This window comes from Bacillus sp. FJAT-27251 (assembly GCF_001273925.1).
Classification (GTDB): Bacteria; Bacillota; Bacilli; order Bacillales; family Cytobacillaceae; genus Mesobacillus_B.
This window is the reverse complement of record NZ_LIGG01000001.1, coordinates 484,801-504,101: the sequence shown is the minus strand read 5'-3', so window position 1 is coordinate 504,101 and position 19,301 is coordinate 484,801. Positions and strand designations below refer to the sequence as shown.

The window sequence follows — 19,301 nt, the reverse complement described above, 5'->3', positions numbered from 1 at the left end:
GAATTTTGCACAGGGTTAGGTGGGGAAATGCTGAGAAGGAAAAGAGTCAAACAACAACAACCCACAAGAGGGTTCGAAACGACAGAAAAAACGATAGAGGAAGTATTCAAAAAGGCAAAGAAGTCAAGTGACTTTTCAACCATCACACCAATTGAAGAAGACCATCGTTTACAAATCAGTTTTTATCAAACACTGATTGATCCCAATATTTTCCAAAAGTCCGTTTTGCCTTTTTTAAAGGAGAAGGCCTCTGGAATAAAAGAACTCTCGGATTTAAAAGGTATTATTCCAATCGATGGAATCAAAATCAAACAAGATCCCTTGGAGGTGGAAAAGGCTCTCCACGAGGGAACGATTGTTATCTATTTTAAAGACAGCATGAAGGAATTCGCCCTTTTAGACATTGCACATCCCAGATTAGGCCAGCGGGAAACGAATGATACACAGAATGAATTCAGCGTCATTGGACCAAAGGTTGGTTTTATTGAAGATATAACCACCAATCTCCATTTAATACGGGATCATCTAAGTACTTCGGATCTGATCTATGAGGAGATTACCGTTGGCACAAGGGCAAGGACAAAGGTGGTCATCGCCTACCTGGATGKGGTTACCAATCCCGAATACGTCAACACCGCCAAACAGCGGGTTAAGGAGCTTGATATCGATGTCTCTTATGACAATACCCAGCTTGAACAATTAATTTCCGACCATAGCTCCACTCCTTTTCCTTTATTCATAACGACAGAGCGGGTTGACCGGACGGTAGCAGCGCTTATTCAAGGCCAGGTTGTCCTCATTAGTGACAAGTCCTCCTATGCGGTCATTGGGCCGGCCGCATTAATGGATTTTTTTTCAAACCCGGAGGATTTTTACCTTCCGTCCGTCATCGCATCGTTCTTTAAGTTGATCCGGATCTTTGGGATGCTGTTTTCGATATTTGCCACTCCCTTCTATGTGGCAATCCTAACCTTTCATTATGAAGTAATCCCAAAAGATTTATTAGGTCCGATTATCTTTTCACGGGCTAATGTTCCCTTCCCGCCTGTGATAGAGGTGTTATTTTTGGAGATCACCATTGACCTGCTGAGGGAGGCAGGGGCCAGGCTGCCAACGAAGATTGGGCAGACCCTTGGGATTGTCGGCGGCATCGTCATTGGGCAGGCAACGGTTGAAGCAGCCCTTACGAGCAATGTTTTATTAATCATTGTCGCCTTGTCAGCATTGTCTTCCTTTACAACCCCCATTTATAAAATGTCCACTGCCGTCCGGCTGTTACGGTATCCTTATATCCTGTTCGCGGCCAGTTGGGGAGGCTTAGGCATCTATGTGGGACTGCTCTTTTTAATCGGGCATTTGGCCCGGCTTAAATCATTGGGAGTCCCGTTTATGCTTCCAATATACCCTTATCGTAAAGGTGGAGTCCTTAATTCCTTTGTAAGGCCCAATTATGCTAAATCCAATAAACGTCCTTGGTATTTGCKGCCTTTGAGTGTCAAGAGATATTCTCCGGCAGCAGATAAAGACCCGGAAGAAGGGCTGAATACGGAATGATTTTTTCAAAAAGGCTGGGTGGAATATGAAAAAGTGGCGAAGACATCTCATTCTAATCCTGCTATGCGTTTGTATCTCTGGCCTTTTGGGATGTACTAGAACGAGGATCGTCGACCGGATTAGCATTGTCCATGTTTTCGGGTTCGATCAGGCAGATAATGGGGAACTCATTGGAACCGCGTTAGTTCCGAATTACACCACTAGCAAAAGTGGCGATGACATTCAATATTATGAAGAAAAAGCAACGACCAGTGTCCTGTTTGCTCCAAAAATGGCGACACAGACCAGTACTCCCGTCGAACTTGGCAAAATCCGGGTGCTGCTGTTCGGGAAAAGCTATGCGGAAGCAGGCATTTCAGAGATGGTCAAACGATTCATTCTTAATCCTCTGGTTGGAACGAATATCCAAATCGCTGTTTCGACGGAATCCGCCAGGAAGACGCTGAACATATTCAAACAGGAAAAATCGCTTACGTTATCTGAGCGGCTCCAGCATAATATGCAGGGTCAGTATCTTCCCAGGATGAACCTTCATGTTTTTCTGAATCAATTTTATGGTGCAGGAATGGATGCTTATGTTCCCATGGTGACCATCGACGAAGAGAATCGGATAAAGGTCGACGGAATTGGAGTCTTTAAGGATGATAAACTGAAGCTCCATTTAAATCCGGAACAAACAACGATCTTTTCATTTATTGAAGATGAACGGACACAAGCAACCTATAAAGTGGACCTGGAAGACAAGGATCGCAAAGAAATCATCGCGGTTCGGGCCTTCCACAGTAAAAGCAACTGGGATTGGAATCGGGAAAAAGAACAAATAAATCTTCACTTGCAGCTGCAGGTGACCCTGACCCAGTCTCCGGAGCGACTTAGTGTGGAAAAACAGAAAGATGTCATGGAAATGAAGAGGATTGTTGAAAAAAGAATAGAAAAAGGGATAACGGACTTGTTTGCAACCTTGAAAGAAAACGGAGTGGATCCTCTCGGAATTGGAAATATCGTGCGGTCAAAGGATAGTACCTGGAAGGAAACATCCTTTTATGAGAAATATCCCGAATTGCCGATTTTTGTAAATGTTGATGTGCAATTCTTACATTCTGGCCTTGAAGGCTGATCTTTAAGGATGGATTCTTATGAACTCAAACGTCAAAGAAAATAAAATGGTCTCGCCTTACTTTCTGTTCTATCTCATGCATTCCCCCCAGACCGGGGTTGTGATCCTATCCTTTCAGACCGATATCATCAAGGGGGCAGGCCATAATGCTTGGTTGTCAGTCCTGGCAACGGGTTTACTGATGCATGTTCTCTTTTTAATGATGCTATATATCCTGAAGCATTCAAGTGCCGGGAATCTCTTGTCTTTCCACAGGGACGTTTTTGGGAAATTTTTTGGCGGGATGATGAATCTCATCATGGCGATCTATTTTTCCATCCTTAGCCTGTATACTCTGTATACCTACATTGATGTTCTCCAGATTTGGGTGTTTGATGGGATATCCAGCTGGGAATTCTCCCTGCTCTTTTCCTTTGTCATTTTTTACATCGTTGCGGGAGGATTCAGGGTTATTACGGCCGTTGCATACTGGGGAGTGGTCATTCCAAGTTTCCTGCTCTTTTCGCTGTTATATTTGTTCAATTATATTGAGTTTTCCTATCTCTCGCCTATCTTTGATTCTGGTTGGAAAGACTATTTCATTTCAGCGAAAGAAGCGGCACCGCTCTATATAGGATTTGAAACGGTGCTCATTTTTTTCCCGTTTATTAAAGGCAGGGAAAAAGCATCCAAATGGGGACACCTTGGCTTGCTGTATTCCACTTTTGTCTATACGGTGGTCTCGCTCATCACATTTTTGTTCTTTACCCAGGAAAAGCTGAAGCAATTAGCGTGGCCAACCTTGACCATGATTAAAATCATGCAGTTTCCATTTCTGGAGCGGTTTGAGTTTATTTTTATTTTCACATGGCTGTTAGTGATTATGCCTGTGATCTGCATCTATATGTGGTCGGCCATCCGGTCGATAAAATGGACTTTCCCCAAACTAAAGTCGACACACCTGTTAGTGGGTTTGCTTGCCCTTTTCCATTTTGTGAACAGCAAGTTTGCTGACATGCAATATGGCCAGCTAATAGCCCAATTCGTCCGCTATAATGGTCTCCTCTTCCTCTTTGGCTATGTTCCGTTCCTGTTTTTGATTGCGGTTGTCAGGAAAAAAATGAGCAGGAAAAAGCATTGAACACGGTGTCAGTGCTTTTTTTCTTATCTTTCAAATCGAAAAATGGAAAAAAACTAGTGCCAACAAGGGGTATTGGCGCAAAAAAGGAAGAAGCCAGGTAAAAATTTGCGTTAACAAGGGGCATTGACGCAAAAAAGGGAAGAGCCTAGATAAAAATTTGCGTTAACAAGGGGTGTTGACGCAAAAAAGGGAAGAGCCTAGATAAAAATTTGCGTTAACAAGGGGTGTTGACGCAAAAAAAGGAAGACTGGGATGAAAATTTACGCTAACAAGGGCCCTTGGCGCAAAAAAGGAAGAAGCCAGGTAAAAATTTGCGTTAATAAGGGGCATTGACGCAAAAAAAGGAAGAAGCCAGGTAAAAATTTGCGTTAACAAGGGGCATTGACGTAAAAAAAGGAAGACTGGGATGAAAATTTACGCTAACAAGGGTCCTTGGCGCAAAAGGCAAGAAGAATCCCGACGCAATTTGCGCCAACAAAGAGCCTTGCCTCACAAATAATCTTTCCAGCCATGTTGTGGAATATCGTTTAAGTTTTCCGAAAGATAAATTGTAAACCCTTTCGCAATTCTATATACTCAAACTGTATAAAACTATGTATATATGATGCCAGAGGAGCTAAAGACGATGAAAAAAGTGATTACGTTTGGCGAAATCCTCCTTCGCCTCTCAACCAGCACAGGAGAGCGGCTCTCACAGGCTGGCCAGATTCAAATGCATTACGGCGGAGCGGAGGCGAATGTTGGAATCTCCCTGGCCCGTTTCGGGCATGAAGTCTCTTTTGTCAGCAAGGTGCCGGACAATCCGCTTGGCCTTGCTGTCGAAAGGCATCTGAGGGCGCACGGCGTCTCGACTCAATTTCTGTTAAAGGGCGGAGAGCGCCTGGGCACATACTACCTTGAATCCGGGGTTGGCCCAAGAAGCGCGCAGGTCACATACGACCGCAAATATTCAAGCATTTCCCAGATCGCCATCGACGAGCTCGATTTTGATGCCATTTTTAAGCAGGCAGACCTTTTCCATGTGACCGGCATTACCGCGGCTCTTGCGCCGCCGATGAAGGAAGTGGTGCTCCATTCCCTGAAAAAAGCGAAGGAGCACGGAGTCACGACAAGCTTCGACTTCAATTACCGTGCAAAATTGTGGAGCCACCAGGAAGCCGCAGGCGCGTTCACAGATTTCCTTCCATATGTGGATATCTGCTCATGCGGGGAGCTTGATGCGCTTTCCTTTTTGGAAATTGAAAAAGCGGATGCTGCCTTAACGAAGGCCGAAAAGCTTGAATACTATTACGGTAAAATCAGCGAAATGTACCCCAACATTCAAACGATGTACTCGACGTTCCGCGAAGTGATGTCCGCTTCAACGAACACGCTGCAGGGGAATTTCTACACAAAGGGCAGATTGTACCAGTCCAGGGTGTTCCAGATTGACCATATCGTCGACCGAGTCGGCGGCGGCGATGCCTTTGCCGCAGGGGTCCTTCACGGAATCCTTGAAGGAAAAGCATCGGATGAGCTGATCACCTTCGCCACGGGTGCGTCCGTACTGAAGCATACCATCCACGGCGACTGCAATCTGTTTGCACCTGAAGAAATCGACTCCTTTGCAAGCGGCCCTTCCGGTAAAATTGTTCGGTAAACTTACAAGGGCATTCGGCCACCTCTGCGACTTGGGGTTATAAAATTGGGCTGCCGGCGATATGCTGGCAGCCTTTCTGTATTGGCACAAGCTCTCCTTCCGTTAAGAATGTTTCTCCTATAAAGCAACTGGGAAGATATACTTGTGGAATCATTTTGTTTTGTTGTAAAATTTTGCTATTCTACATAGGGAAGGAAACTTCTGGTACACCGAAGGAGAGAGACTAGTGACGTATATTCTGTTAATCATTGGGTTTGCACTGTTGATCAAGGGTGCGGACTATTTTGTGGAAGGGGCATCCAACCTGGCTAAGCTGATGCGGGTGCCGCCGCTGTTGGTCGGTCTGACGATTGTAGCATTCGGAACCAGTTCGCCGGAAGCGACGGTCAGCATCATTGCCGCGCTCGAGGGCAGCAGCGATGTTGCCATCGGTAATGTCGTCGGAAGCAATATCTTTAACATCACGCTGGTTGTCGGCATCACGGCGATGATCAATCCGTTAAAAGTCGAAACCGACACGATCCGGAAAGAAATTCCCTTTACACTGCTGGCCAGTGTGGTGCTGTGGGTACTGATCAGCGATGTTGCGCTCCAGGGGTTTGGCACCAATCTGATCACGCGCACCGAAGGAATCATCCTGCTCCTGTTCTTTGCCATCTTCTTGTACTATATTTTTGAAGTCGCAAGAAACAACCGTGAGCCGGTGAGGGCAGAGGACGTAGCTGGCGTTACATGGGGGAAAAACACTTTATTCACGCTTGGCGGGCTGGCGGCGATCATCTTCGGCGGTGACCTGGTGGTCGACAATGCGACGGAGATTGCACTTGCGGTTGGCATGAGCGAAACGCTGGTCGGATTGACGATCGTCGCGGTCGGAACCTCGCTGCCCGAGCTGATCACCTCGATTACCGCTGCCATGAAGAAGGCAAGCGAAATCGCACTCGGCAATATCGTTGGCAGCAACATTTTCAACATCCTGTTTGTGCTCGGTGCCTCGGCGACCATCTCTCCATTGGCCGTAAACGGGAAAATCTTCACCGATACGGTGGTCATGATTGTGCTGACCCTCGTCTTGCTGGTGTTTTCACGCACCCGGTTCAAGATATCCAAGGTGGAAGGCATCATTTTGGCCGCCGTTTACATCGGCTACCTGATTTTCATCATTTTAAGGAACTGATGTTTATAAAAAGACGGCCTGGCGGTGACTTTTTAGAGTCCCAGCCAGGCCGTTTTTTGGTTTATGCATCAAATGTCTGCTTTTTTGCATCAATTATAGGGAGTTATGCTTCAATTCCTGAAATTTATGCATCATGAAATCAGTTTAATCGAAAAACCTGTGTCCAAATTGTGACTATCCCCCGGTTGCCTCGCACCTTGCTTCGCTTTCCTCGAACCAGGTACCCATCCTTTACGAAATCAGGCCAATTCTGTTACAACTTTGTAACCCTTTTTTCCTGGCGAGGATTTATGATGTAGGTAAAAAGAGCTTGATATTGGGGTGGGGGAAATGGAAGAAAAGTTGTTTAACGAATTATATGAAAAGTACCATGGGATGCTGTTCCAGTTTTTATTTTATATGGTACGAAGCCGGGAGCAGGCGGAGGACCTGGTCCAGGAGGTATATATCCGTGTCTGGAAGGCGCATGGGAAGTTTGAGGGGAAAAGCAGCGAAAAGACCTGGCTGTTTGCGATTGCCCGCAATGTGGCGATCGACTATTTCAGGCAGCAGCAAAGTCTGAAGCGGAAGGCGATGATGGTGTTGGGCGAGATGACCGACCAGGTGAAGGACACCTCGCCGCTGCCGGAGGAAATTGCCGAGGAGCGGGAGGAAATCCGCCTTGTCTACAGCTCGCTAAACCAATGCACCGTCGACCAGAGGATGGTGATGATCCTGCGGTATCAGCAGGAGCTGACCATCGCCGAGACAGCGGAAGCGCTGCACTGGACGGAAGGCAAGGTGAAAACCACCCAGCACCGGGCATTGAAGAAGCTGAAGAATTTCATGAGTGGGGGAGGCGGACAATCCCCATTAAAGGCCAGCTAAAAATATTTCTATTTTCCATCTATTTCCTCCTCCTCCGTTGTAAAATATAAATAAAAAGGATACTAGAGAATAGGTGGTTGTGGCCATGAGTGATGGGAAAGTGCTGGTCGTGGAGGATGAGAGTTCGATTCGCAAGCTGATGGTGTTCAATTTGCAGCGGTCCAATTTTATAGTGCTTGAAGCGGACAATGGGAAATCCGCTTTAAAGCTTGTCCAGGAGGAGGAGCCGTCGCTCGTGGTGCTGGATCTGAACCTTCCCGATATGGACGGTTTCGAGATTTGCGGCCAGCTGCGGGAGCGCTATCCAGCCCTGCCGATCATCATTGTGTCGGCAAGGGGGCAGGATATGGAGAAAATCATGGGGCTGGAGCTTGGTGCAGACGATTACATTGTGAAGCCGTTCAACCCGCTCGAGCTTGTGGCGCGCATCCGCTCGGTCCTCCGCCGGGCCCATCTTGATTCGCAGCAGCCGCAAAAGCCGCCAAAGCTTGCGGCAGGTCCGTTTGTGCTGGAAATCAAAAACCAGCGAGTCTATAAAAATGGCAAAATGCTCAAGCTGACGGCAAGGGAATTCCAGCTGATGAGGCTGTTCCTCGAAAGGCTGAACGAGCCGATTACCCGCGGCGACCTTCTGGATGAGATTTGGGGGCTTGATTATTTCGGCGATGTCAAAACAGTCGATGTCCATATTCGCAGATTGAGAGAAAAAATTGAAGACACTCCGTCAAGCCCTGTGTTCCTCAAAACCATCTGGGGCTTAGGCTATTGCTTTCAGGAAAGCGGGCAGGAAGGATGAAGAAAGGAATAAAACGGCGGCTGGTCTGGAGCTATCTATTATTGATTCTTTTTACCGTCATTCTCTTTGAAACCATCATTCTCTCGGCCCTTATCTATTATTACCAGGAAGGAGTCAAGCAGGCGCTCAGGGACCAGGGGGCGATGTTTGCCTCCTTTTATGAGCAGGAATTGATGGAAGGATCCTTTTCCGAAAATGCGGAGGAATTTTTATATCAATACCGGTTCCTTGTGGATGCCCATGTCCAGCTGATCAACATGAACGGAAAAATCGTTGCCGAGACGCATCAAAGCACGAACGGAAACATGCTCTATTTCGAGGATGTCCAGAGCAGCCTGAACGGTTCGGTCGCTTTTCTTACCAGCAAGCTTGACGGCGAAAAGGTGATGAGCGTCTCTTTCCCGCTGGAGTCCGGGGGGACGAGTGTCGGCGCAATCCGGCTGACTACGTCCCTCGAACCGATGGGCGAAGTCTATCTTAAAAATGCAGTGATTCTTTTATCGATTGGCGGAATTGTTATCATTGTTGCCGCGATCCTCAGCTTTTTCCTCGCAAACACTATCACGAAGCCGGTCAGCCAGATCACACAGGCTGCGGAACAGATGGCTTCCGGTGAGTTCTCGACCAGGATCCAAACGAAAAAGAATGATGAAATCGGCAAGCTCGCGGAAACGCTCAATTATATGGCCGGACAGGTCCAGGAGCATGAAAAGGTGAAAAATACGTTCATTGCCTCCGTCAGCCATGATTTGCGGACACCGCTGACCTCCATCAAGGGCTGGGCCGTTACGCTCCATTCCCTGACAGAAGATGAGTTCCACAGGGAAGGCCTTGAGATTATTTCCAATGAAAGCGACCGCCTGAACGCTCTTGTGACCGACCTGCTTGATCTATCGAGCTTATCGAGCGGAAAACTGAGCTTTATGTTCCATGATGTGAAAATTGGCTTGCTCATTCAGGAAGTGGTCCACCAGCTCCAGCCGAGAGCGGAGGATAAAGGAGTGCACCTGGAGGCAGAAATCAGCGCGGAAACCGGAGTGATGAAGGCAGACGGAAACCGGCTGAAGCAGGCGCTGATCAACCTGGCTGATAATGCACTGAAGTTCACGCCTCCTGGCGGAAAGATTCTCCTTAAGCTGGAGGAAGAGGCCCATGACGCGGTCATTTCGGTGGCGGACAGCGGCAAAGGCATCCCGGAGGACGAAATGGCCAGTGTCAGAAACTCGTTTTATAAAGGTAAATCAAAGGGCGCCGGAACCGGGCTTGGATTGGCCATTTGTGAAGAAATTGTCAAGGGCCATCACGGCCAGTTTTCCCTGACAAGCAAGGAAGGCGTTGGCACGACGGCCGAAATCCGGCTGCCGTTGTAGTTTTTACTCAAAAATTGGATGATTGTCCAGCCCTAGCGTTTTATGGAAAGGAGGCGTAGCTGTTGATGAAAAAAAACAGGTGGGGAGCCTTGCTTGTGGCGGGCACCCTGCTGCTCTGCGGCTGTGGATTGCTGCCTGAGCCTTCAAGCCTGATTCAGGCCCCAAGCACGGTGAGCGCAGAGGCCGGCAGCAAAGAAAACCTTGCCGCTCTCGCCAGGAGCCATGTTCCAAGAGGGACGGTGCTCTCCGTGCCAAGTGCCCCGATCGGCGAGGACTCGGTATTGCCGGCCGATTTTGACGCCGACGGAAAAGACGAGGTGGTCGTACTTTATCATGCAAGGGACAGCCACAACCAGGTTGGTGCGTTCGTCTTGCAGCAAAAAGGGCAGGACTGGAAAAAAGCATTCACCGTAAAAGGCTCCGGCTATGAAATCAGCTGGGCGAGCACCAATGATATCACCGGTGACGGCGTTCCCGAGCTGCTGCTGGGCTGGAAGGTCGGCAACCTCGCCGGCAATGTCCTTGAAATCTACCAATATCAAAATGGCAAGTTTCAGCAGCTGAAAAAGCTGAATTTCCACCAGCTGGAGGTGATTGACTTTGAAGGCGATCTCCAGTCGCGGCTCGCAGTCTGGAAGAAAGATGTGGTCGATGCGTTTCAGGTGGATTTGCTGAAGTGGGAAAAGAACGGCTTTATCCTTGATAAGCATCGTTATCCTGCCTACTTTCCAAGGGTGGTCCAATATTATGAAAGGCGCACAGAGGCTGTTCCGGACGCTGCCTATTACTGGTATTACCTTGCCGATGCCCATTTGAAGGCTAAACACCCCGAAATGGCCTACCGGAGCATCCAGAGGGGAATGCAGCAGAAAATCGTCATTCCTTCCTATGAAGCCTTCACCGAGCTGCAGGAGAGCATTTTGGCGCAGCTTGAAGGCCATTCCAGCGACTTTTTGTATGAAGTCCGCAGTGCCGGTTTTACGATGAGTGTCCCGAAAGAGATGGTTCCCGACTTGATTGTAAAAGAAGAAAATGGCCCCGAGTCAAGCTACAGGGTGACCGTATCCCGCAGCCCTTACCGAAGTTTGTTCACGGTTGCCGTCTTCTCGAAAGATATGTATATGGAAAGGGAAGAAGACTCCCTGGAGAAGATTGCCGAGACCGATGAGCTGCTGTTCTTCGTTGAAAAAGAAGGTGCTGAAAATAGCAGGATTTCCGATGGAGAGGCTGCTCTCCGGGATAAGCTGGTATCGAGCATCAGGCCAGGATTGGTGTATCCAAGCTATCGCAGCCTGGAGGAGGACAGCATCATAAAGCTTGTAAAACAGGCAACCGATCAATATTGGTATGTGGTCAGCGGCGGAAAGATGCCCGACGGCGAACTGGAGATGTTCACCCACAGTGATCTCGATTACCGGTATATGGGGACCGACCTCGACAGCATTCATAAGCTGACTGCCTATTTGTCGGAAAGCTTCACCTCGGATTCGATTCAGTCGTTTGTGAAAAGAATGAAGTTCATTGAGCATGAAGGACGGCTCGCACAGCCTAACGCCGATGGCGGCTCGCTCGCCAACTTCGAAAAGGCCGAAGTCGTCCAGGTGAGCGGAAACAGTGAAGTGAAAAAGGTCGATATAAAAGTGCCGCTCGGCAGCTCCCTAAGCTACGAGCTCGTCCCAATCGAAATCCAGAAAACCGAAGCCGGCTGGCGGATCACTTCCGAGCCGGGCACGTTTTGATGGTGAAAACCCCTCAACCAGCTTTGGTTGAGGGGTTTTTAAAAATTGCATCAATGATTCGATTTATTTGCAAAACGGGTGTCCAAAATTTGAAAACCTAAAAATAAATCGAACGAAGAAGGAAGTTCCTGCCAATATATAGTATAAAAACCAAGGGGGTGGGGGAAATATGCAAACTCAATGCGAGTATCTTAGCCTGATTGAACGGACTTTAGCTGGAGAGCAGGCTGCATACGGTGAAATTTATGATCAAACTGTGGGAGATGTCTTTAGAACTGTTCACTTTCTGATTGAAGACAAAGCAGATGTCGATGACCTGGTGCAGGATATTTTTGTCGAAACTTACAGGTCGCTCAAAAAGTTCGATACCGAGCGTCCATTCAAGCCATGGCTGATGGGAATTGCAATGGTACAAATAAAAAGCTACCACCGCAAAAGGTGGATGAGTTTGAGGATCACGAGAAAGGCGGAAGAAAACCCGCCAATTTTTGCACTTGATTTCTCCGACGCAATCGTCGAGAAGATAACAAATCAAGAATTAGTAAAGCTTGTGGAGAAGTTGCCTTTTAAATTAAAACAAGTGATTATTCTTCGTTACCTGAATGATTATTCCCAAGAGGAGATAGCAAGAATTTTGGGTATCCCACTTGGAACCGTCAAATCAAGGATCAACAGTGCATTAAAAAAGCTGCGGGAAAATGGGAAGGCAGCCATCTTTTTGAATAGAGGGAGGGGTCTATATGAATATTGAAAGCAGGCTATCTCAAGCTTTGAKGGAAAAGGCGGATAAGGTTCATCCTTCGTATGATGTAAAACGCAGGGTCATGAGTTCCATTGGGACTAGACGCTGGAACATGAAAAAACGGGTCTTAGGCGGCCTGCTGGCACTGTTCTTGCTGCTTCCTGCCAGTGTATTTGCTTCCCAGTCCTTTTTGGCAGATGAACTTTACGGATCATTTGAAAGGGTGAAAAAGCATATTGCCAGCGCCACAATGGAAAGCTACCTGCGCTTGGATGCAAAGCTTGCCCAGGCTAAAGGAGACCTTGGAAAAGAAGAGTACAATGCATTCATTCCCCTGCTGAAACAATTGACAAGCGCAAAAGTGGAATACGGAAATTCCTATGGGAATATTGATTATGATGCGCTGCCAAGGGAGAGAGCGGCTGAATTGGAGCAGGTAATCTCCAGCCTCCAGCCGTATTTCGATTCATTAAACGGACAGCCATCCAGTCTAGAGGTATTATCCGCGAGTGAGTATAAGCAATATATCGAGGCACTTATGACTTATGAAAAAATCCTTGTGCAAAGTGAAATAAATCCCAGCCGGCCCTTTGAAGTGGATGCAATCCCTCCTCATCTCCGTGCCGATTTTGAGGCAGCACGCAATTTTTTGGATTATGTAAATGAAAAACAGCTGAAATAAGTGTGAAACCCCTCAACCAGCCACCTTGGTTGAGGGGTTCTTTATCTTACTAAGTAGGCAATGATGAGAAAGAAAAGAAAGTGAATCACCACAGCTGAAACAAGGACTGTTGCGAGAAAAGCGAGAAATTCTTTGTTCACATGAATCCCGGCCCATTTTTTAGTTTACAATCCGCTTTGCTCCCGCATAGCTGTTCTTCCAGTAAGCCAGGTTCATCGACTGGACTCTGACTCCTTTGGAAGTGGCGCCGACGAATTGCTGCTTTCCGATATAAATGCCTACAAAGGAGACGGATTTTCCATTTGTTTTATAAAAAACAAGATCGCCTGGCTTCAGGTCCTTCAGCTGGACGCTTTTTCCTTTTTTAAACTGGTCGGCGCTAGTGCGCGGCAATTTGGCATTTACGCTTTTTGCATAGACATATTGGGTGAAGCCTGAAGCATCAAAGCCTTTTGGCGTCGTGCCGCCATACTTATACGGCGAACCGATGAGTTTCTGCGCATATGATGCGACCTTCTGCCCGTTTGTCTGGGCCGCCTCCGCCTGTAAACCAAACAATGATGAAAACAACATCGCCATTGCCGCTGCCAAAGCCAAAATAAACGAAGTCTTCCTAACCGATACTGCTGCCATTCCTATCCCCAACTCCTCAATTATTAAATTTCCCTGCAACCTCATCATAAAGCTCCCCCGAAAATAATGGGTTTCCTAAAAGTTAAAAATGATTACAGAAAGGTTAAGGAGTGATTTTCACACCGAGGCAATAGCTTGTTCATAATTTGTTCATATTTGGGGGTTATCCTTGGAGAATGCTGAAGTTAATTGGGGGAATAACATGTTTAAATCCAGGAAGTTTTATATTGTACTAGCGGGAGTCGTTCTGGTGTCGGCTGCCTTGATTTTCGGATTGGCTTTTTCCAATAAGGACGCTGTTGCGAGCGTGGACGGCCAATCCATCACGAAGGATGAACTGTACCAGGCTCTCGTCACACCATACGGCAAAGGTACATTGTCCCTTTTGATTGATAATAAAATCATTGAAATGGAAGCCGAGAAGGAGAAGGTAAAGGTCTCCGACAAGGAAATCAACGATGAACTCCAGGTGTATATTGACTCATATGGCGGCAATAAAGCCTTTAACGCCGCGCTCGAACAGAGCGGCATAACACAGGAGAATCTGAAGCAGGATATAGAGTACTATCTTTTAATTGAAAAATTGCTTGGGCCGGAAATTGAGATTACCAATGAAGACAAAAAAGCCTATTTTGAAGAAAACAAGGCGACCTTTGACCAGCAGGAGCAGGTGGAAGCCAGCCATATCCTCGTCGAGGACGAAGCAATCGCCAAGGAAGTTGCTGAAAAGCTCGCGGACGGGGGCGATTTTTCTGAACTGGCAAAAGAATACTCCACAGACGGCTCCGCTGAAAATGGCGGGGAACTTGGCTACTTTACCAAGGGAGACATGGTGGCCGAATTTGAGAAGGCGGCCTTTGCGATGAAGCCGGGTGAAATCAGCGACCCGGTCAAAACGGAGCACGGCTACCACATTATCAAAGTCACTGACAAAAAGGACGCGAAAGAAGCCAAATACGAAGACCATGAAGCCCAAATCGAAGACATCCTGTTTGGCCAGGAGGTCCAGGCCCGCTATTCCACCTGGATGGCGGAAAAAAGACAGGATTATAAGATCGAGAACTCATTAGATTAGGCAAAAACCAGCCTGGCAAAGGAAGCCAGGCTGGTTTTTTTGATGCGGTGCGCATGATTGCATTAATTTTTACCGGAATTGCATCAATTACTCCGATTTATGCTTCAATTCTGAGGGTGATTGCATCAATTATTCAATTTATTCGCCAAACCTGTGTCCAATGTGTGACAGGGGACTCCCACCACTATACCGAACACCCGCTGCAATCCAGTGCAGCATGAAAAAAGGGACAGTTCAAACCTGCCCCTATTTTTTATGCTTATATTCTTTTTCTGTTCCATCGTTGAATTTGACTTCGAGCTCAAACTCCTGGTAATCGTCGCCGAGACTGAAAGCTTTCAGCACTTCGGAAACGACCTCGTCATCAGAAGTGTTCTGGTCAAATGTCAGCTTTTCCAACTGAGGGCGAAGCTGGTCAAAAGCTTCCTGTCCTTCCAGCTGGATGTTGTTGCGGTCATCCTCGAGCTTTGTTTCTGTTTCTTCTTTTTCAAGCTCGTAGTCCACTTCATAGGATTCCTGATTGCCATAATCCACATCCAGATCGAAATTTGTAAAGCTGAAAGTGGTTTCTGAGTTTTGATTAGCGTTTTCCTGCTGGCTGGTATTATTGTTTCCTTGCTGGTTATTATTATTGTTTTCCTGCTGGGTTGCATTATTGTTGTCCTGCGGCGGAGCTGGCGTGTCATTGGCGTCGTTGTTGGCCCCGCACGCGGCAAGCGTCCCTGCCAGGAATAAAGTTGAAACAATAGTAGGTAGTTTTTTCATCCAGATGCCTCCTTTAGATGACTTCTTAATGATATCCCCTAATTTCAGCTGTTTATTCAATTATTTTTTTAAGATAATGTAAAGTTTATTCTAAAATCTTCCTGCCATTCATGCCTTTCCGCACACCCGCAATCCACCACATCACAGCTCCAGCTCTCCCAGTCGGTCATACGCCGCCCGCCGCATCAGGTTCTCCGACTGCCAGGCATCTTCCTTCAAAAAATGCCTATCTTTCTTCCGCTGGATCAGCAGCTCTTTCAGCCCCGGCACATTCGGGTTTTTTTCATACAGTTGAATCAGTCCGAGAATTCCGGTGGAGGAGAGGCTGTTCAGATACTGGATGTCCACCTTCCCGGTTTTTTCGTAGCGCTCAAGGTTCAGGTCAACTACGATTTTATCGAGATTCACAATATTGATGCCGGTGTAAAAAATGAGTGAAGCAATGAAATAAAAGTGGAACAGAGACAGCTTCCCAAGCCAGATTTTCACCAGCGTGTAGGCGAGGATGACCATTAAAAATACCATGAAAAAATGAACCAGCATCCGTGTGAACGTGAAACCATAGGCCTGCTCGTACAAGCCCATCCTTATGAATGCAGAAACAAGAAGAACGCCGCTTGACAGCATCAGCAGGGTCAAAGCGAGGGAGATGGCCTTTTTCATCAGGCCGTGAACGCTTTTCGTAAAAGCAATCACAAGCGTGGTGACGCTCAGATTGATCAGCGTGACAAACACCAGTTCAAAAAATCCGCGCCGGGCATACTCCGCGTACGTGTAGCCGGCCTCGAGCGTCCCGCTGAAAAAGTACTTGAACTGCACACCGACAAACAAGACATACACCAAATCCAGAAGCACCAGCACAGTCAGCACGATAACCCCATCGAGTGTAAGGGACTCCAGCACGCTCTTCTTGTTTCCTGCAGCCGCCGGCCTTTTCGATAAAACCTGCATGAAACCAAAGAACCCAAAAGCGTAAATCAGCACAACGCCAAGTCGGAAAACGTATTCGGGGTTAAAGCTCAAAAGATCGGGCAAATGGTTCAAGAGCCGCTCAAACTCGGCATCCGCCGAAACCAGCAGGTTCAGCACGACAACCAGGAAGGGAACAGAGATGCCAACACCAATCAGCACCTTTTTCCAGACATCATATTGCTTCGGCTTGCTGCCTTGCTTTAGAAGTTTCCCGAAATAACCGGTGAAAAGCAGGCTGAATCGGAGGCCTTCCCCAAGCCGGATAAGGGCGTACCMAAAGAAGCCAAGGTTGTTCCATGCCATTTTTTGCGGAGCGGTGACCAAGGCCAGATGAAAAATCACCAAGGCTGGGATCACCAGCAGATTCAGGGCGTGGAAGGCATTGAAATCATAAAGATAATAACTCGCCGCCAACAGCCAGATGGCGATCAGCACCAGATAGCCAAAGCGCTGGTGCGAAAACGCAAACCGCCGGAACCGCCAGAAAAACAGTGCGTAAAACACCGCGATGAAAACGGGATAAGAGATTCCGACCTGGGCGCGGAAGAAGGCTTCCTCGGCGGCAATCCCCAGCACAAGGCACAGCAGCAGTAACATCCAGTCCTGCTTTTCCATCTTTACTTCCATTGTTACAACCTCCATTTAAGTTATTCTATGTATATAGATTATCTAGGTATATACCCAAAAAAAAGCTCAGACTGAAGCTTTTTTTCCCCACCGGTAGCTGACCAGACATACCGGATATAATAAAAGCGTTAAAACAATGCAGAGAAGGATAAAGGTTTCCTTCAGCAGCGGATCGAACCATTCATGCGGAATGATTTTGAAGACAGTCAAGGCCATCAGTGTCAGGTTCGGAATCAGGGCCAGGATAAACGTCCGCCTCATCAGCTTTTTGCCTTTATGGCCAAAACCCCTGCCGATTTCGTAGCCAAGCAGCGCCCAAAAGAACATATAGATTACAGCAATCAGAATCGGAAAGGAGGTCAGTTCCGCCCACAGAAACTTGAGCCAGCTCCAGTCCAGCAGGTTATGGGCAAGCGTCAGTGCACCGCCTCCAGCGAAGAACAGGATATTCACGGCAATGAACAGCCACTTCATCCTGCTTGGCGTCACGGTAAGCTCTTCCCGCCACATCGCGGCAATCTCTTCAGGAGTGCCAAACCGGGAATGGATCTCCCCGCGCACCTTAGCTTTGTCCTCCATATCACGGAGGCTGAGCAGGAGCTCATCGAGGTGCCCCTCATATTCAGTTAAAATTGAAGGTTTTTCCTGATGCTCTCCCAGGCCTTTTGCCAGTTCGCTTAAAAACTCAGCCTTCAGCTCTTCCATGTTTATTTCTCCCCATCAGCTTGTTCATGACCGAAACAAAGTCATTCCATTCGCGGGCTTTTTCCACCAGCATCTCTTTCCCGGCGGCGGTAATTCTGTAATACTTCCGTGCAGGACCCTTTTCCTGCTCCTGCCAGTAACATTCGATGTATTCCTGCTTTTCAAGTTTGTGCAGCGCAGGATACAGCGTGCCTTCCTTCACGGAGAACTCGTTCTCACTGCGGCTCTCCAGCTCTTTTACCAGCTCATAGCCGTACATGTCCCGTTCCTCGAGCAGCTGAAGCAGGAGCATTGATGTACTGCCTTTCACCAATTCGCGGTTGAACATTCTTTTCACCTACCTAGAATTTTTAGGTATATAGAAATTCTATCCTGCCTGGCGGTAAATGTAAAGGATTTCCTGAAAAAAATAGGGACCTTCAGAAGGCTCATATGTATTATTTGTCTTAAAATTCCAACTATTATGCTATGATAGCAGAGGGGAATGTCATGGAAAAGGAGCTGATAAAGAATGGATAAACAGGAATTCATGGCTCATATGGAGCAGGTGTATGACACGTATGCCATCAAGCCTGAGAGTATTTTTATGTTCAAGCTGCTGGATTTCCAGTTCGATTATGACGATGAAGCCAGGACCTGCACGATCACATGCCCGGTCACAGACCTTATGCATAACCCGTCGGGAATCGTGCACGGCGGCATTTTCACGTTCATCACAGACAGCGCGATGGGGCATTTGAACTTCCGGCACAAGGATGCGCCATATGTGTCGCTTGAACTTAAAACATCGTACTTTAACGCGGCAGCAGCCGGAAAACTGATCGCCACCGCTCGTTACATAAAAGACGGGTACAAGGTTTCCTTCATGGAAGCAGAAGTGAAAAATGAAGATGGAACGTTGCTCTGCCGGACATCCGGCACGTTTTACCGGTATGATAAAAAGAAATAAATAAGAAGAGCCCGTCCATTCCCCGGACGGGCTCTTTTCTTTCTTATTTCAAAACTTGAACGGTGACCGTTTTGCGGCCCCACTTGATGGCGTCATTGTAGTTAGGCATAAATACGTCAATCCTGTTTCCTTTAATGGCGCTGCCTTTGTCGGCGGCGATAGCCGTTCCGTAGCCAGGAACATAAACCTTCGATCCAAGCGGAATGACTTTAGGGTCAACGGAAATGACCTTCATATGAGGGTTTTTCTTCAGGTTGATACCTGTATAAGTGATGCCTGAGCATCCTTTGCAGTTCGCTGTAAAAGCGGATGCCGAAACAGTCAGGGTTTTCTTGACCTGATTGCTGCTCGGCTTCTGGGAAGCGGCCTTCACAGGTGTTGCTTTCTTGGCTGGTGCTTTTGCTTTGGCAGGCGCTGTTGTTTTCTTGGCAGCAGCCGTAGTTTTCTTGGCCGGAGCAGTCACCTTCAGCTTCTGCTTCGGATAGATGGTATCCGACTTAAGATTGTTCCAGCTCTTAAGATTATTGACGCTGGTTTTATGTGATTTGGCAATTCGGTAGAGAGTATCTCCACTTTTTACTGTATATGTATTCGATGCGGCAGATGCAAAATTCGCGGTTCCAAGGGCAATGGACAGAGCAACAACAAGAGTAACAAGTAGTTTTTTCACGTTTTAACTCTCCTTTTGTCTCAGTAGCACTACCTTACCACAGGAATATTACATTAATATTTCATTTTTTTACTAGTTTCGTTACCGGTTGGTATCAATTTG

Annotated in this window: 19 protein-coding genes; 13 read left to right on the top strand and 6 right to left on the bottom strand. The window is 47.3% G+C overall.

The annotated features are described in order from the left end of the window. Positions 1–27 precede the first annotated feature (27 nt). The 11 genes from ADU22_RS02360 to ADU22_RS02310 all read left to right on the top strand — a co-directional run bounded on the left by ADU22_RS02360 (position 28) and on the right by ADU22_RS02310 (position 12,803). Entirely contained in the window at positions 28–1,554 is a 1,527-nt protein-coding gene (locus ADU22_RS02360) for a spore germination protein (protein WP_053360728.1), read from the top strand. Positions 1,555–1,579: 25 nt separating this feature from the next. After that, positions 1,580–2,671: a Ger(x)C family spore germination protein gene (locus tag ADU22_RS02355; RefSeq protein WP_053360727.1), complete on the top strand. Its 1,092-nt coding sequence runs from the start codon at positions 1,580–1,582 to the stop codon at positions 2,669–2,671. Between the two features lie 19 nt (positions 2,672–2,690). Further along, the gene (locus tag ADU22_RS02350; protein ID WP_053360726.1) at positions 2,691–3,791 is read left to right on the top strand and encodes a GerAB/ArcD/ProY family transporter; all 1,101 of its coding nucleotides are present in this window, start codon (positions 2,691–2,693) and stop codon (positions 3,789–3,791) included. Between the two features lie 625 nt (positions 3,792–4,416). Further along, the gene (locus ADU22_RS02345; RefSeq protein ID WP_053360725.1) at positions 4,417–5,430 is read left to right on the top strand and encodes a sugar kinase; all 1,014 of its coding nucleotides are present in this window, start codon (positions 4,417–4,419) and stop codon (positions 5,428–5,430) included. Between the two features lie 226 nt (positions 5,431–5,656). Next, complete coding sequence (locus tag ADU22_RS02340; RefSeq protein ID WP_053360724.1) at positions 5,657–6,607, top strand: calcium/sodium antiporter; 951 nt, start codon at positions 5,657–5,659, stop codon at positions 6,605–6,607. 330 nt (positions 6,608–6,937) lie between these two features. Further along, on the top strand, positions 6,938–7,474 hold the full coding sequence (locus ADU22_RS02335) for a sigma-70 family RNA polymerase sigma factor (protein ID WP_053360723.1): 537 nt from the start codon (positions 6,938–6,940) through the stop codon (positions 7,472–7,474). 85 nt (positions 7,475–7,559) lie between these two features. Next, positions 7,560–8,270, top strand: coding sequence for a response regulator transcription factor (locus tag ADU22_RS02330; RefSeq protein ID WP_053360722.1), 711 nt, complete (start codon positions 7,560–7,562; stop codon positions 8,268–8,270). Continuing rightward, positions 8,267–9,640, top strand: a complete 1,374-nt coding sequence (locus tag ADU22_RS02325; RefSeq protein WP_053360721.1) for a sensor histidine kinase — start codon at positions 8,267–8,269, stop codon at positions 9,638–9,640. The genes ADU22_RS02330 and ADU22_RS02325 overlap by 4 nt, the downstream gene beginning before the upstream one ends. Positions 9,641–9,705: 65 nt before the next feature. Further along, a complete protein-coding gene (locus ADU22_RS02320) occupies positions 9,706–11,379 on the top strand; it encodes a DL-endopeptidase inhibitor IseA family protein (RefSeq protein WP_156324301.1) in 1,674 nt (557 codons plus the stop codon). 169 nt (positions 11,380–11,548) lie between these two features. Further along, positions 11,549–12,130, top strand: a complete 582-nt coding sequence (locus ADU22_RS02315; protein ID WP_053360719.1) for a sigma-70 family RNA polymerase sigma factor — start codon at positions 11,549–11,551, stop codon at positions 12,128–12,130. Next, positions 12,120–12,803: a DUF3600 domain-containing protein gene (locus tag ADU22_RS02310; RefSeq protein WP_053360718.1), complete on the top strand. Its 684-nt coding sequence runs from the start codon at positions 12,120–12,122 to the stop codon at positions 12,801–12,803. The genes ADU22_RS02315 and ADU22_RS02310 overlap by 11 nt, the downstream gene beginning before the upstream one ends. Positions 12,804–12,962: 159 nt before the next feature. Here ADU22_RS02310 and ADU22_RS02305 read toward each other — a convergent pair whose 3' ends face one another. Continuing rightward, complete coding sequence (locus tag ADU22_RS02305) at positions 12,963–13,436, bottom strand: C40 family peptidase (protein WP_053364437.1); 474 nt, start codon at positions 13,434–13,436, stop codon at positions 12,963–12,965. A 202-nt stretch (positions 13,437–13,638) separates the two neighbouring features. Between ADU22_RS02305 and ADU22_RS02300 the strand changes: the two genes are divergently transcribed. After that, positions 13,639–14,511 (top strand): peptidylprolyl isomerase, encoded by an 873-nt coding sequence (locus tag ADU22_RS02300; RefSeq protein WP_053360717.1) that lies wholly within the window; start codon positions 13,639–13,641, stop codon positions 14,509–14,511. Positions 14,512–14,757: 246 nt separating this feature from the next. On the opposite strand, the gene ADU22_RS02295 is transcribed toward ADU22_RS02300, so the two are convergent. The 4 genes from ADU22_RS02295 to ADU22_RS02280 form a co-directional block, all read right to left on the bottom strand. Continuing rightward, on the bottom strand, positions 14,758–15,276 hold the full coding sequence (locus ADU22_RS02295; protein WP_053360716.1) for a YusW family protein: 519 nt from the start codon (positions 15,274–15,276) through the stop codon (positions 14,758–14,760). Between the two features lie 141 nt (positions 15,277–15,417). Continuing rightward, positions 15,418–16,875, bottom strand: coding sequence for a DUF4153 domain-containing protein (locus ADU22_RS02290; protein WP_053360715.1), 1,458 nt, complete (start codon positions 16,873–16,875; stop codon positions 15,418–15,420). A 66-nt stretch (positions 16,876–16,941) separates the two neighbouring features. Further along, positions 16,942–17,580 carry an HAAS signaling domain-containing protein gene (locus ADU22_RS02285; protein WP_053360714.1) on the bottom strand — a complete coding sequence of 213 codons (639 nt, stop codon included), beginning with the start codon at positions 17,578–17,580 and terminating at the stop codon, positions 16,942–16,944. Continuing rightward, positions 17,561–17,908, bottom strand: coding sequence for a PadR family transcriptional regulator (locus tag ADU22_RS02280; RefSeq protein ID WP_053360713.1), 348 nt, complete (start codon positions 17,906–17,908; stop codon positions 17,561–17,563). Before ADU22_RS02280 ends, ADU22_RS02285 begins: the two co-directional genes overlap by 20 nt. Positions 17,909–18,091: 183 nt before the next feature. Between ADU22_RS02280 and ADU22_RS02275 the strand changes: the two genes are divergently transcribed. Continuing rightward, positions 18,092–18,529, top strand: coding sequence for a PaaI family thioesterase (locus ADU22_RS02275; RefSeq protein WP_053360712.1), 438 nt, complete (start codon positions 18,092–18,094; stop codon positions 18,527–18,529). A 43-nt stretch (positions 18,530–18,572) separates the two neighbouring features. Here ADU22_RS02275 and ADU22_RS02270 read toward each other — a convergent pair whose 3' ends face one another. Then, positions 18,573–19,199: a 3D domain-containing protein gene (locus tag ADU22_RS02270; RefSeq protein WP_053360711.1), complete on the bottom strand. Its 627-nt coding sequence runs from the start codon at positions 19,197–19,199 to the stop codon at positions 18,573–18,575. Positions 19,200–19,301: the final 102 nt, after the last annotated feature.

Excerpts from the sequence above, each read along its gene's own strand:
- ADU22_RS02320 (WP_156324301.1), top strand. The coding sequence starts at position 9,706 with ATGAAAAAAAACAGGTGGGGAGCCTTGCTTGTGGCGGGCACCCTGCTG.
- ADU22_RS02350 (WP_053360726.1), top strand. The coding sequence starts at position 2,691 with ATGAACTCAAACGTCAAAGAAAATAAAATGGTCTCGCCTTACTTTCTG.
- ADU22_RS02275 (WP_053360712.1), top strand. The coding sequence starts at position 18,092 with ATGGATAAACAGGAATTCATGGCTCATATGGAGCAGGTGTATGACACG.
- ADU22_RS02300 (WP_053360717.1), top strand. The coding sequence starts at position 13,639 with ATGTTTAAATCCAGGAAGTTTTATATTGTACTAGCGGGAGTCGTTCTG.
- ADU22_RS02330 (WP_053360722.1), top strand. The coding sequence starts at position 7,560 with ATGAGTGATGGGAAAGTGCTGGTCGTGGAGGATGAGAGTTCGATTCGC.
- ADU22_RS02325 (WP_053360721.1), top strand. The coding sequence starts at position 8,267 with ATGAAGAAAGGAATAAAACGGCGGCTGGTCTGGAGCTATCTATTATTG.
- ADU22_RS02335 (WP_053360723.1), top strand. The coding sequence starts at position 6,938 with ATGGAAGAAAAGTTGTTTAACGAATTATATGAAAAGTACCATGGGATG.
- ADU22_RS02305 (WP_053364437.1), bottom strand. The coding sequence starts at position 13,436 with ATGGCAGCAGTATCGGTTAGGAAGACTTCGTTTATTTTGGCTTTGGCA.
- ADU22_RS02355 (WP_053360727.1), top strand. The coding sequence starts at position 1,580 with ATGAAAAAGTGGCGAAGACATCTCATTCTAATCCTGCTATGCGTTTGT.
- ADU22_RS02295 (WP_053360716.1), bottom strand. The coding sequence starts at position 15,276 with ATGAAAAAACTACCTACTATTGTTTCAACTTTATTCCTGGCAGGGACG.
- ADU22_RS02345 (WP_053360725.1), top strand. The coding sequence starts at position 4,417 with ATGAAAAAAGTGATTACGTTTGGCGAAATCCTCCTTCGCCTCTCAACC.
- ADU22_RS02315 (WP_053360719.1), top strand. The coding sequence starts at position 11,549 with ATGCAAACTCAATGCGAGTATCTTAGCCTGATTGAACGGACTTTAGCT.
- ADU22_RS02285 (WP_053360714.1), bottom strand. The coding sequence starts at position 17,580 with ATGGAAGAGCTGAAGGCTGAGTTTTTAAGCGAACTGGCAAAAGGCCTG.
- ADU22_RS02280 (WP_053360713.1), bottom strand. The coding sequence starts at position 17,908 with ATGTTCAACCGCGAATTGGTGAAAGGCAGTACATCAATGCTCCTGCTT.